General features: G+C 45.0%; 7 protein-coding genes. All 7 read left to right on the top strand.

The window, feature by feature from the left end; translation table 11 throughout:
* The first annotated feature begins 179 nt into the window (after nt 1-179).
* Entirely contained in the window at nt 180-5561 is a 5382-nt protein-coding gene (locus ACMUEV_RS30380; protein WP_190652222.1) for a hypothetical protein, read from the top strand.
* Between the two features lie 5 nt (nt 5562-5566).
* On the top strand, nt 5567-5761 hold the full coding sequence (locus ACMUEV_RS30375) for a hypothetical protein (protein ID WP_190652221.1): 195 nt from the start codon (nt 5567-5569) through the stop codon (nt 5759-5761).
* Nucleotides 5758-7431, top strand: coding sequence for a LamG-like jellyroll fold domain-containing protein (locus tag ACMUEV_RS30370; RefSeq protein ID WP_190652220.1), 1674 nt, complete (start codon nt 5758-5760; stop codon nt 7429-7431). The genes ACMUEV_RS30375 and ACMUEV_RS30370 overlap by 4 nt, the downstream gene beginning before the upstream one ends.
* Before the next feature lie 14 nt (nt 7432-7445).
* Nucleotides 7446-9692 (top strand): phage tail protein, encoded by a 2247-nt coding sequence (locus ACMUEV_RS30365; protein WP_190652219.1) that lies wholly within the window; start codon nt 7446-7448, stop codon nt 9690-9692.
* A gap of 19 nt (nt 9693-9711) precedes the next feature.
* Nucleotides 9712-10005: a hypothetical protein gene (locus ACMUEV_RS30360; protein WP_190652218.1), complete on the top strand. Its 294-nt coding sequence runs from the start codon at nt 9712-9714 to the stop codon at nt 10003-10005.
* A gap of 137 nt (nt 10006-10142) precedes the next feature.
* On the top strand, nt 10143-10715 hold the full coding sequence (locus ACMUEV_RS30355) for a hypothetical protein (RefSeq protein ID WP_190652217.1): 573 nt from the start codon (nt 10143-10145) through the stop codon (nt 10713-10715).
* Nucleotides 10716-10800: 85 nt separating this feature from the next.
* Entirely contained in the window at nt 10801-13935 is a 3135-nt protein-coding gene (locus ACMUEV_RS30350) for a DUF6603 domain-containing protein (protein WP_190652216.1), read from the top strand.
* The last annotated feature ends 3 nt before the right edge of the window (nt 13936-13938 follow it).

The raw sequence follows: 13938 nt of genomic DNA, 5'->3' as shown, positions 1-13938 counted from the left end.
CTTTCCATCCTCAATTCCATACCTTCTAGTACATCTCACAACTCAAAAGATTGGTAGACTGCTGAGATATTTGAGGCATTGAAAGGTTCATTACAGTCTCTTCAAATTTCCACCGATTTCCGCAGTAAGAAGCTCTATTCCGTTTTCCGATTCGTAGCCCCTCTAACTCCATCTCAGTCATGGACGATACCCTTCTGTTGGTTCCGATTTATGTTGATGCACTATGGTTGCAGAACGAACAGCAAGTTGTAGATGCAATGGCAGATTTTTCGCGTTTACCTTATCTCGATAAGCATCTAAAGCGTGAAATCAATGCAGATACCGCAAACATTAGTGAAGCGATCGTGTCGCAGTCCTTTCAGAGCCAGACACTGAATCTAAAGCCTGGAGTACATTTACACTGGGCTTTACCCGATGAATTAGCCGTAGGAACTCAAAAAAACCAGGGGTGGTGCTTTCCGGCAGTGCCGAACCGATGGTTAGTAACTCGGTATAGTTCCGATCCCTTGAGATCTAAATCTTGGATTGTTGAGAGTGATTATATTCATAGCCCTGAAGATAAGAATGCGAACTATATTGAGTACGTTTGCGGAAAAGGTGCTAATTCTGGGAGTATCAGTTACTACTATCGAGAAATTGATCAAGGTTCTGATGAACCTTTTCGCTATGTAGGTCGTCAAGTTCCCCTAGAGCTTTGGATTAAGGAAGATACTTCGCACACATCCTATTTTCCTCCTGAACATCCCCTGACTGCGATTGGGTATGGAGAACTTGCATTTGCTGCATTCTATCCAAACTGCCGCAGCGTATTTGGATTTCACGATGATGAAGTCATCCAGGATATGTCAGGCTATCAATATGAAGTCATTGGATGGTATCAAGATCGACAACAAAAGGACTCTGTTAAACAACTCCTTAATTTAGAGAACTTGCAAGAGTCTAAGTGGAAAATCTCAGGTGCGATTTCGAATGCCGTTCCCGATCAACTCCTGTTCTACTCCAAGCTCATCTTTAAAGGGTTGCCGTCCACTGAACCAACTCAAAAGGATGTGACGATCGCGGTAGGGACAACTCCAATGGAGGCACTGTCTACTTACCTAGCCCATCAACTCATCGAAGATAAAAGCTTTAAGGTTAGCCCAAGCGATCGAGATCGACTGTTAGAGCAATTTGAAGAGCAACTGGAGTTCCTACACCTCTCAAGTGAGTTATCCAATGCCAAATTAGATCGGAGATCAAAACTTCGAGCTTATAAACATGATGCGGGTTTTCAGGCAATATCAGGCGGAGATCATTGGCAGGTTCGTGTTGAGATTCCCTCAAATCAGTCACAGCCTGCGAACAGACAATCTGCAACGACGGCTCAAACTCAGCCGCGTCTAGAATTGCCTGTTGAACTCGCGCAACAATTAAAGCACCTCAACTATTTACAGCGAGCTTACAACCAAGCGGAGGCAAATCTTTCTAGCTTGCGCCAAACTCTATTTGCAGATTGGTACAAGTATATGCTGTCGGTTTACCAGCCTCCGGATATGGTTCGAGGAGACGACTATCCTGATACTGACAAGATTCGTTTTTTTATTCGTGAAAAAGATATAAAGCCTTTAGCGTCTTTATTTGTAGCAACTGAGCAACTAAAATCTCAATCTCAATCTGCTACACAACGCCTTGAGAATTTGATTGGGGCGTATAATGCAAGCCTTTTGGCTCATATCAGAGCCGAGGGGAACTCGATCCTATCGAAACCAGCGAGATCGCAATCCAATGAGACGAATCCTGCTGTCACGAATTGTACTGCTGCCGCGAATCCATCTAGCTCAACTCAATCGTTTAGGAACTGCTTAGACTTTAATGGTACGACGACTTATGTAAAAGCGAAGTGGCAACAACCTGCGATCGACATTAAATCTGGATTCACTGTTTCAGCCTGGATTTATCCTAGAGTGAGCGATCGCGCTTTACCCTTTACGATCTTTTCGATTGGTACACTCAAACTGCAACTACAACCAAGATTCTTAATTACACTGCCAATGTTGGCGCACTTGAGAGATTGTGGGTTTTCTGATCCGCAGTTGCTTGTTCTTGCAAACACTATCGAGGCTGCAAACCAAGCTAGCGATCGCGCCGCCTTCCCAACCGCAGAGAAATTTTTAGAAGCGATTTCAGACAAGAACGCATTCGTGGGATCTGAAGAGAAATTGCTTAATGCGATCGCACGGATCGTTCTAACCTGCCCTGGAATTGACGATTACATCACAGTCGTTGACGCTGAACAGTGGTGTCATGTAGCCCTGACATATGAACCTACAAGTAGCTTTCGAGCGCAATCTCGCTTGAGTGTTAGCGTGGAGGGTCGATCGTTTCCATTGCAGTTAGACAATCCTTTGATCCCAGGTCAGTTTGATGCCATATTCATTGGGGCTGAGGATCAATCAGGCAAGGCTGGTTTCTTGGGACAAATGAATCAGATTCGAGTCGATCAGCGATCGCTTTCAGAGGTTGAAGTCCGACGAGACATGACTGATAGCGATCGACCGATCTATCAATTACAAACTGATGCGGCTCCTCGATTTTGGCAACCTACAGAACCCGTGATTTTAATCGCTGGCTCAGGTGTAAAAGAAACAGAGCGGCATGGACAAGATAGCAAATTCGATCCTGATGGGAAACTGGAATGTCTGGCGATTAATTCGATTCCAAACAGTTTGAAAGGGATTTTGAATCGGAGTGTTGGCTTTGATATGGCGCAGTTTAGAACTGAGATGAGCGCCTTTAGTCAGACCGTTCAAACGCGACTGGAAGCGAGTACGAGTCAAGCGATCGCACTGAACTGGTGGAAACCACAACCCGGGAATCCATTAGCAAGTACGAGTCAAGCGATCGCACTGAACTGGTGGAACCCACAACCCTGGAATCCATTGTTTCTGGAGTGGGAAGTATCGATGCAGCCTGTTCTGGGCAAGACCAATGTAGAAGGTTTAACTTTTGCCGCAGATATGATTACTGCGAACTATGAACTGCCTAACAATGGGGTCGATCTGGCTGTGAAGCCGAATCGGAATCAACTAGGTAGTGCATCGATTTATAGCAATTCTTGTGTTCTGACCTCACAGACTAGCGCTCAGATGCTAGAGAAGTTGGGAGAATTCTTACAACAGTTTTTAGATCAACTCAACGAAGCAAACTTTAAGACTCTTCCTGAATTCTATCAACCGCAGCAAAGGGCTTTAAAGCTGACATTCGAGCGATTAGAGAAGCTCAAAACCTGGTACAAAGAGACTCTGCTCTATGATTCAACCAATAACAGCTATGATCTGGTCTATGTCGCGATCTGTGCAGGCTTAAAGTTATTTGACCAAAGCGGCGATCCCATTCCCTTCCTCTCTCAGTCCTTGAGCGGCTTTAATGCTGAGTTATTGATGCACAAGCAAACGCTTCAATTACCTGTTGAAGATCCCCTCAGTTTTGGAGAAGATCAGACCTTTACTCAAGAGGTTGCTAGAGCCTTAGCAGGCAATATCCAGACTGCCCCTGAACCAGCGAATAAGTTCAACCCGATTCGCTCTGGGGCAATGTCGATCACGCGTCTGCGTCTGATTGATACCTTCGGTCAGGTCAAAGATTTTAATCAAGAAGACATCCTCACCGCAGGAAAAGAGATTCTGACGCCTAAATGGTTAACAGTGCCGGGGAGTCCTCATTTGGTTTGGTTGCCACCTCGTCTGGTGCAACCGACCCGAATCGATTTTCGGTGGCTGTCGGCTTGGGAAGAAGATCTGACAGCAACTCCGATCTGTGGATGGGTGTTGCCGAACAATCTGGCGAAAAGTCTCGTCATTTTTGACGAAGCGGGTAAGGCACTCGGTTCGATTTTGCAGCGTGGTTCTATGATTCAGTGGGAACCTGCTCCGGGACGAAACCGCCAAGTCGATGAGATTGCGAATCCACACTTGAGAAGAATGGTGGAACACATTCTGTCGAAAGGCGATGCAGTGGGCGACTCAACTGAGACTGATGAGAATTTCTTAGTTGATTTGCTGACAACGATCGCGGGTGCATTAGAAACGATCGATCCAGAAAGTCATGCTCAACATCGCAGTCTGGCATTGTTGATGGGACGACCTTTGGCAATCGTGAGAGCAAGACTGAATTTTGAACTGCAAGGTGAGCCTGCAATTAATCAAGGTTGGCACGCCTTTAAAGCAGATATGGAGCGCACAACTCGACAAAGCGATCAGTTCACGCGAGTCCGCTTCCCGATTCGGATTGGAGCGCAGGAGAGATTCAATGATGGTGTGGTTGGATACTGGAGAGAAACGCTGAATGGCTATGAATACAATAAGTTTTATGCTCCTCAAACTCCCAACTCGCTAATCAATCGCAGTATCGATCATCCAGATATTGTGATTGATGATCAGTTGTGGATTGAAAAGCAAGCCTTCACAGAAGCTTTTGGTGAACAAGGAACTCTGGTCACTCAAGAACTGCTGCGAATTGGATGGCTGAAGGCTCTAGGTGAAGAAACCCCTTGGATGGAAGTAATTGCGATGGAAGAGCGATCGCTGATTCCTCTCGGAATGCTCACTCATCTATCAAGAGAGATCAATCAACTTCTAGCGGTTCAATCCGTCGATCCATTGCATATCTTACAAACGATCGATAGTCCTCCTCAGTTTCTAACCATGATGATTGATCCGCGTGCGGAAGTTCACATTACCTCTGGCTTTTTGCCAACTAAGACGATTTCAATTCCAGTTGAGGACTATGCCTCTGCTTTGGAAGCGATCGAAGTATCATTCTTAACGGCTCCGATTCTAACCGAGCGAGGCACTCGTCGCTTGAGCTTCCCCAAGGAACCCGGTTTCGACTGGACTTGGTTAGAACATAAACGCTGGTTGAGCAAAGACATTTTTACAGAATCGCTTCAGGCACAAGGCGGACAATTTGCAGACGAAGCTGTGATCGAGCAACTTTGGACTGGATTGCAAAATTCTGGATGGCTCAAGCCGGCAAACAATGGGGATCGGCTGAGAATTGTTCCAATGGGGCGTAGAACTTCAGAAAAACTCAGTCAAGTGAATTTGGCAGCACTGGGTATGAGTAATCAAAGTGAATCAATTTCTCAGATTGAGGACTACATCGAGCAACTGTTTTGGACAAAATATACTACGATTCCGGTTATCGATCGCGAAGTCTTTTTCTCTAAACTAACTCAGCGGGAGAAAGCAACCAAACAGATATTTTCTGAGCAGCGATCTCATCAGCAAGCTTTGTGGCAATTCCTTTTAGATCCGCAGGTCAATTGGTTAAAACCTTTGCCAGTCGATCCGACGCGATCGCTTGTCTCACCAAAAGACGAACGACGGATGGAAGTTCTGATTCCACGAAAAGATTCACCATTATCAACACTCTGGTTTCCTGAACTGCAAAAGAAGATAGAAATCATTCTGGAAACCGAAGCGCTAGAGATTTCACCACTTGAACCTAAAGCAATGTTTGCTGAAACACAAGAGATTCGAGAAGGATGGTTAGTTTTGAAGCGCGTCAAAGAAGGGAGTTAAATTCAATGGAACAACTAAGTTTGAATCTGACCGTTCAAGAAATCAATCTGATTTTAGATGCTTTGGGAGAACAGCCTTATAAACAGGTGTTCCCCTTGGTCGAAAAAATCAAAGCTCAGGCGGAAGCCCAGGTGCGGCAAGAAGCTAGTAGGAATCACACGGATTACAGCATTTCAAACAACTGGAGCAATGAGCAGTGAAGAATCTACCCACAATCTATCCAGTAGCTGTCAACAGCACGACTCGCCCAGTGTTCGATTCAGTTAATGAAGCAGCCAAGGCGACACAGAGATTGGAGCGTAACCAAAATGGCAACCCTGTAGATGCATACAGCACCAACGATTTGGAGCCAGTGAATGCTCAGACAATTTATCAAGAAACTTTTGAATTTAAGCTGACTACTCCAGCAACGTTAAACAGTTCCAGCATCAAACCATTGTTCCACTTTAATTACTGGGGTAAAGCTAATCAATTCTCAGAGCAACGTATCACGGAAGGATTCACTAAAATGTCTGAAACCATTGAGCCACTAAAGAATGGCTGGTGTCAAGCAAGCTGTCGCTTTATTGTTCCTGAAAAAGTAAGGCTTGTTCGGGCGTTTGAAATAGCTATGAACAAAAGTGATACATCATGGGAAGCGATCGACATTTGCAACCATCGCATTGAAAAGTATCGCAATCTTATTAGTTTCTATCTCACGTTCAAGCCACTACCTCAAGGCAGGACAGATATCCTTGAGGTTTCTGGTGAACAACAAGGAAAACTCCAAGATATCAAGATTATTCCAGACAAAGAATTTGGCTTCTGTGCTGATTTTGATGGAGACAAAAGCTATATCGAATTTGCTACATCTCAAATGCCCCTAAAAAACGAACCCTATTCTATAGAAGTATGGATCAAACCTGCTGAGATGAAAGATTGCCATATTGTCGGCTGGGGAAATTCAATCGGCAACAATAGTGCTAACTTGCTCAATCTCACCCCTGAAGGGATTCGGAATAGTTGGGGTCAAACAAATACGGGTAAAGTTGCTCAGAAGAAATTGGATGATGGTCAATGGCATTATGTGGTTGCCACCTTCGATGGCAAAACTCGTTCTATCTATGTCGATAGTAAAGAACTAGTCAAGGATGATAAGCTATCCCAACTAGCGATCGCTGACGCGCAAAAGCTTAGAATTGGCAAAATTGATCCTGCTAAACTACCCGCGTTTAAAGGGAAGATTGCTCTAATTCGTATCTGCGGTCGTTCCCTCACGATAGATGAGATTCGGCGCTATCACCTATTAGATAAGCTGAACCACATTACTTCACCTGCCGATCCCCACCTTCAGCTACATCTACGGCTCAATGAACTGCGGCAGGGACTCAAACCCACCACGCAAGAAGTTCAGGATTTTTCAGGGAATGAGCGTCATGGATTGGTCAAAGAGAATCAGCCTGCTCCAGAAGTGATGGCTGACGACCGCTTTGGGAGTTGTCTCAACTTTAAGTCAACCTCTGGCGCGATCTCGATTAATTCCATCCCTGCTTTGCCTGAAAACAAGAGCTTTACGATCGTGCTATCCGTCAAAGTTCAACCTGAAGAAAAGCAATCAGATGCTATTATTTTGCAATGGGGAAACGATTTCAAGATTGTGCAGAAAGGAAACCCCTGGGAACTCACTCTAACGCTTCAAAATAACCAAAAACTAACTTTTGATAATTCTACTAACCTGACCAAGTTTGCAGACGGCAGGTGGCATCAGCTTGCCATTATCTATAACCATCAGTTACCTGATATCAGTCTCTATCTCGATCAGATTTGGGTTGCTTCCAAGTCGATTAAGCTAGGCGCGATTAGCAGTCCGTTGTTAGAAATTGCACCCTAAAGGGAGAGAACACAATGGCTAAATTTCAAGGCAACATTGCAAATTTACGACTTTACGATCGCGCTTTATCCTTAGAAGAGATCAGGCGCGATGCCCAAGCGGATGAAACGATCACGGTTAAATTCCTCGCCGCTAATCCGATCGAATTTAACTTATACAACCAGCAGGATGAACAAGCAATCTACATCACAGAAGATAGTAAACCTCATCCGTTTACTCTGGAACTGATCAACGCATCACCGCGAGACATTACCTTTCAGACTCCAGCCGCAGAAGACTTGACGATCGATAAGACTTGGGCAGAGTGGGTCGCTAGTGCGTCCCTTTATCATTTCCAACTACGCTTTCGACCGGGGACGCTCTCTGAAGCGGCAAAGCAGTGGTTCAAGAAACCAGCAATTCGTCTCATTGCTCTAGCTCAAGGGTGGGACATCAAATATGATCCAGAGGACAAAGACCCCGAAGATTGGATTTCGCTGCTCTGGATCGGGCTGACACAGGGAGAGAATTTAGTTACAGAGATTTTTCAGCCGATTCAACCTAAACCACCGGGAGCGGCGAGTAGTCCTCAGCCGATTCAGCCTAAGCAGATTGGAGCAGTTACTTCTCCCCTAAAAGCAATCTACAGAGATTTTAACGATACGATCGTGCAAGGGTATGAGCAGAAGTTGAGAGACATCCAAGCGGAAGTCGATCGCATCAAAAATGATCCGAATCTGAAGCTGATTTTCCAAAAACTGAAAAAAGAAGGTCAGATCACAACCTTCACACTGTTGAAGAATACGGTGTATAAGATTCTGATTCCTCATTTGTCTGCGGGTGCAGAAGGGGGTGCGCGAGGAACACGCATCTATCTAAACTACAAACACTTATTATACGAGGACAAGGAACGGATTCCGGACGGAGGTCGATCGCAGTTTATCAATATCATCAATCATCAAGGCAAGGAGTACATTCCGCTTCATGTGGGATTTGTCGGGTCTAACAAGATTGTGAATGATGGTCTTGTTTCCAATGAACTGACTTTGAGGGTTACGAATATTTCGCGATCGCAGTCCATCCAATTTCAAAAAATATCCGAGTCTCAAGCCTCAAAGTTCACGATTTCGTTTGATGTGGGTAACAATGCCTGGGCTTTAGCGCAAGAGAGTCAGAGAAGTGCAATTTCAGTGAGCATTGGCAGTACTGATCAGACCTTAGCGTTAGGCAAAAGTGAGAACTGGGAGCGTACCTCAAATGACCAGGGCGAACAATCCCGATGGAGTTTTGCCTATAAAGGAAGTAATCCGGCAATTTTAAATGCTGGAGCATCGATCAAGTTTAAGTTGACTGGCATTAAATCTTCTTCTCCGTCAGGGCTAACTAATCTGTCTCTGAACTATGAAGACATTCCGGGGTATTGGGATGGGCGATTTGTTTGTTCGATCGAGAAAACTCCCTTAGTTTACCGAACAGTCGAGAAGCGAGAACTTGTTGGGATCGGGACAGACACACCGAATGCAAAGTTACACATCAAAAATGACTCAACGAAGCAGGCTGCATTGTTTGACGGAGGAGATGTTGAAATTAGCGCAGGAAAATTAGTTGTTAAAGGAATTGGTACTTCCACTTTTACAGGAGATGTAAGTACAACTGGAAACCTGGATGTCAGCGGACGTATCCGAGAAAAAACGGGTCTAATCATGCCTGTCGGTTCTATCCTTCCCTTCGCTGGAGCTATTACTCCAGTAGGATGGCTGCTATGTGATGGGACACTTTATGACACAAACCAACGTAAAGATTTGGTGGATCTGTTTCAGGTGATAGGAATCAGCTACCGCTCTACCAGTGGAGAAAATCTTCAAATCGGAAGCTTCAGAGTTCCTGATTTGCGAGGACGTTTTCTTGTCGGAGTCGGGTCAGCGAATCCAGCGTATAGCCTTGGCGCAACAGGAGGGCAAAACTCTGTGCAACTCACAGTAGATCAGTTAGCAAGTCATAATCATTCTGGTAGCGTAACGATTAATCACCGGGATTTATCGCATCGGCATTCTATGCAATTCTCACATGATGATCTCAGCCTGCTAGGAGATAGAAGACACTATAGTGTTCTACGCAAAACACTTGATACAAACCAGCCAGGTAGGCAGACGCATTACACAGATCATGAGAGTACAGGTCACAGTCACGATGGATCAATTTCCATCAACAGTGTAGGGAGTAATCAAGCTCATGAGAATCGCCCTCCTTATCTAGCAATTAACTACATCATCAAGTATTAAGTTGGAGTTCGGTAACACTATGCCAAGTAACTTAGTCGATGAGTTGATGAGCCAAGAAACTGAAAAAAGTACTCTAGCCAAGCTAGGTCAGGATTTTCTTGCTGCTTACTTAGGACAGATTCAGATCCAAACCTCAGAGAACAATACCCTCATACCAAACGAAGTGAGTTCCAAGGTAGTTCAAGCACTGAAATCAGAATCGAAGGAAATTGGAAACATTCACTACATCGCCACCGCCCCGCTCCAACCCTCAGAGCTAGAAGGCTTCTTCTTCGTCATTGTCTATGACTTACCCACTCCACCACTCAGTTAGTGCTATGCCCTTCACCCAACGCATTCTTCAATTCACCATTCAGCCCAGAGCCTCACCGAACCTTCGAGTCGTTTGTTGATAGTTAAGCGATCGTTGTTCAATTCCCTCAATTCCCCTCACAAAATAAGGAGATTTTTATGACTAGTTCCACTACTGTAAACACAACAGGTGGCGCAGCAAATTCATCGTTAGCTAGTAGTGCGCCCACAACCAAAATCGATGTCGGAATTCTGCTCCTGGTCAATAACGAACCTGTTGCGCTCCGCCCGATCGATGAATATGGGAAGCTGCAAAATGCTGTCGTTCTTGCCAAACTCGATGGTAAAAAATATGAACTGACTAAACCGATCAAAGTGGGAAGCTTGAAAGATTTCAATACGTTTTTGCAGAAATACGGCGCGTCAATGCCCGCTTCAGGAGATTTCCCAGCGCCATTGGATGAAGTCTACAGAAAACTAACCAGTCTTGAGCTAACTGTTGAAGAGTTCATGGTCAATATTCCTGGCACTCACAAGTTGAAAGCAGCTGCAAAGGACAAGCCACGGGCAGAACTCACCAGTACAGATATTGATCCTATTCCTGCTGATGAGAAGGGTCTAACAACCTATGTGCTGGCTGTTACAGTTCAATGGCTGTCGGGAGAAGAAGTAGATTTGATTAAGGGCACACTTGCCATTCAAGGATTCTATTGTAAAATCAGCCGAGTCTAAACCTGCCTGTTCGTATTAGTTTTGGCTCTCTTCCTAAACTAATACGAATCCCTCTCTTTGTCGTATCTATGAGGCAAAATTTACTATGCCTGACAGCAACAAAAACCCAAAATCTCAAATTATTGTTGCTCCTATCTTCTTGATCTCAGGTAGAGAGATAAAACCTCAAATCGAGACAGGCAAGGACGCAGAGCAGCAAACTTACTCACAAGCCAGCTACACCGATCTCAATCTCAAATCTGGCAGCTTTGCTCAAAATACTAAATTTGAGCCAAAAGAAGTTGCAGATGCACTTCAAGAACTCGCAAAGCTTTTTGAAGAGTTAGCGATCGATTCAATCAGCCTGACGCAATTCTTAAACAAAAGCGACTTTAGCTGTAAAGTAAACGTTTCAGGACTGCTATTTTGTCTAACCATCCAAAGAATTCAAGGCAAGACTCGCTTTAAGCTAACCTTAGATGATTTTGAGCTAGATCCGATCGTCCTAAACGATGGATTTATCGCAGGATTTGAAAGCAAAACAGAAATCTCGATCGGCAAGATCTTTGCCAATGCGATCGACAATCTCCCCAACGAAATAAAAGATCTAAAAATTAAACCCAAATCAGGGCTAGTCGTCTATCAAAAAGAAAAATCTGACCCTGCAAAACCGAATACATCAAAATTTATTTTCGGACTCGATCTAGGGATTGAGCTACCTGCTCTAACAGATTTACCCTTAATCGGTGATAAACTTCCCAGTGATAAAAGTCTTGCTATAGATAGCTTTCGCTTTCTGATCATCTCAGCAGATTTTACTCAAGAGCAGCTAAAAAGGATTCAGGACAAATCTGCTGATTACACAGCGATCGACAAATACCTAAAGCAATCACAAACGCTCTCTAAAGGCGGCTCTCTCTCTACGATCCTGCGCTTTGGTGAAGAGATTTACCCAATCGATTTCTCAATGGCAGGAACAACTACACCTAAAACTATACCTGCCCCTAAAATTACACCCGCACCCGCACCCACACCTACAACTGCATCTGAAAATGCAGATACTTCGCCATCCCAGAAACCTCAATCAAGTTCATCACCCAATCTCGGTACTACCAAGTGGTTCAATGTTCAGAAAAAAGTTGGACCTGTCAGCTTTAACCGCGTCGGTGTTCGCTACTATGAAAAACTCGTGTGGCTCCTGCTCGATATGGCGTTATCTGCGTCTGATCTGACCCTCAGCCTCAATGGGTTAGCTGTCGGTTTCGATGTCCTCGCTGCCTTCAAGAACCCCAAAGCACTCCTCAAACCTCGCTTTCGCCTCGACGGAATTGGACTGCAATACACAGGCAAAGGACCTCTCCAAATTGGTGGAGCCTTTCTCCGAGAACAAATCACACTCGCGAACGGTCAAATCGTTGATCAATACAGCGGTGCAGCCCTGATTCGCACAGAAGCCTTCTCGCTCACTGCGATCGGTTCCTACACCGAAATCAATGGCAGTCCCTCCCTGTTTATCTACGCTTTCCTCGATCGTTCGCTCGGAGGACCGCCTTTCTTCTTTGTCACAGGCTTGGCGCTAGGCTTTGGCTACAATCGATCGCTCCGCACTCCCACCGCTGTCGAAGAAGTTGCTAGTTTTCCTCTCGTTCGATTAGTTCTCAATGCCACCCCTTCAGTTCCCAAAGAGCACAGTAGTTCATCTCCCAGTACAGCACTTTCAAAACAAGAAAAAGGGAAGCTATCGGATGTTCTGGGTCAGCTTCAATCCTACATTCCCCCCGATCCCGGTAAAATATTTCTAGCAGTGGGCGTGAAGTTCACATCCTTTAAGCTGATTGATTCCTTTGCGCTACTCATTGCCACCTTTGGCGACGAATTTCGCCTCAAACTCCTTGGCATTTCTAAGATTGTTGCTCCCCCACCCGCAACAGGACAACCCCCGATCGCAGAAGTTAGCATTGGTCTAATCGCAGAATTCGTTCCAAAAGAAGGCATTCTCAAAGTTGACGGCAAGATTCTACCCGGTGCATACGTTTTCTCGCGGGATTGTCAGATTAGCGGTGGTTTTGCCTTCTATAGCTGGTTTTCTGGTCCCCATGCAGGCGATTTTGTGCTGATCGTGGGTGGATATCATCCTCGCTTCAATATTCCAGCACATTATCCCAAGGTCGATCGCTTCCGCCTAAACTGGCAAGTCGATAGCAACTTAAGCATCAAAGGAAGTGCCTATTTTGCCCTCACCTCCTCTGCTGTCATGGCTGGCGGCAGTCTTGAAGCCTACTTCGCTCAAGATGAATTACAAGCTTGGTTTAACTTTAATGCTGATTTTTTAGTCGCTTGGCAACCCTTTTACTACGAAGCTGAAATCTCGATCGGCATTCGAGTCTCTTATCGAACCTTTCTCAAAACATTTGAGTTTAGTATCGGAGTCTTCCTACGAATTTGGGGACCAGAATTTCAGGGAATTGCCAGAGTTAATCTTAAAATCGTCCAGTTCGATATCAAATTTGGTAAACAAGGCAACTCTAAGCCCAATCCGCTCACATGGGCAAAATTTAAGGAAGCATTCTTACCCAGCGATCGAGAACTCTGCACACTGTCGGCTAAAGATGGACTGTCTCGCACCTTTCAAGATCAAGGTCAAGAACGCTGGATTATTAACCCAAAAGATCTAGTTCTCCAAATCGATACAGTGATTCCCTGCACTCGTGAAGAACTATCCGGTAACTCGCAGAGAAAGCTGAACACTATCCTGGGAGTCGGTTCTATGGCAGTATCTCCTGGTGATTTTACTTCGACTCTATCGCTTGAAGTTAAGCGTGATAGCAAACGCTGCGAAGATGATTTCTCATACACTCCTCTCTACAAATCCGTTCCCTCTGCCTTGTGGGGCACAAAACTTCAACCCGACTTGAATGATAAACCCATTCCGGGCGCGCTCTGCGGGTTTGAAATTCGACCTGCTACGCCTCCTGCCCCTGGTGATACGAATGACATCAAATGCAGTGTTCTAGCATATAACGACGACGGCTTTCCAAAAGCTTTCTCATGGCAAGCTTCTACAGCGAGTCAGATAGACCGGGAAGCCTCCGCGAAAATCAATTTAAAAACACCAAATCAAATCCTATTAGAAGGTTTAGACAAATGGATCGCGACCGATGCTTCAGATCCTCTAGATCAGGACTTAGATCGAAGATTGATTGACGAATTTCTCGAAGTTCCTCAAGTCATAATGGTGTAACCC

It is taken from the genome of Leptolyngbya sp. FACHB-1624, assembly GCF_047649235.1.
Classification (GTDB): Bacteria; Cyanobacteriota; Cyanobacteriia; order Leptolyngbyales; family Leptolyngbyaceae; genus Leptolyngbya; species Leptolyngbya boryana.
Note: the sequence above shows the minus strand (reverse complement) of the source record. Positions and strands in the feature narration are given on the sequence as shown.

Excerpts from the sequence above, each read along its gene's own strand:
- ACMUEV_RS30380 (WP_190652222.1), top strand. The coding sequence starts at position 180 with ATGGACGATACCCTTCTGTTGGTTCCGATTTATGTTGATGCACTATGG.
- ACMUEV_RS30350 (WP_190652216.1), top strand. The coding sequence starts at position 10,801 with ATGCCTGACAGCAACAAAAACCCAAAATCTCAAATTATTGTTGCTCCT.
- ACMUEV_RS30355 (WP_190652217.1), top strand. The coding sequence starts at position 10,143 with ATGACTAGTTCCACTACTGTAAACACAACAGGTGGCGCAGCAAATTCA.
- ACMUEV_RS30375 (WP_190652221.1), top strand. The coding sequence starts at position 5,567 with ATGGAACAACTAAGTTTGAATCTGACCGTTCAAGAAATCAATCTGATT.
- ACMUEV_RS30360 (WP_190652218.1), top strand. The coding sequence starts at position 9,712 with ATGCCAAGTAACTTAGTCGATGAGTTGATGAGCCAAGAAACTGAAAAA.
- ACMUEV_RS30365 (WP_190652219.1), top strand. The coding sequence starts at position 7,446 with ATGGCTAAATTTCAAGGCAACATTGCAAATTTACGACTTTACGATCGC.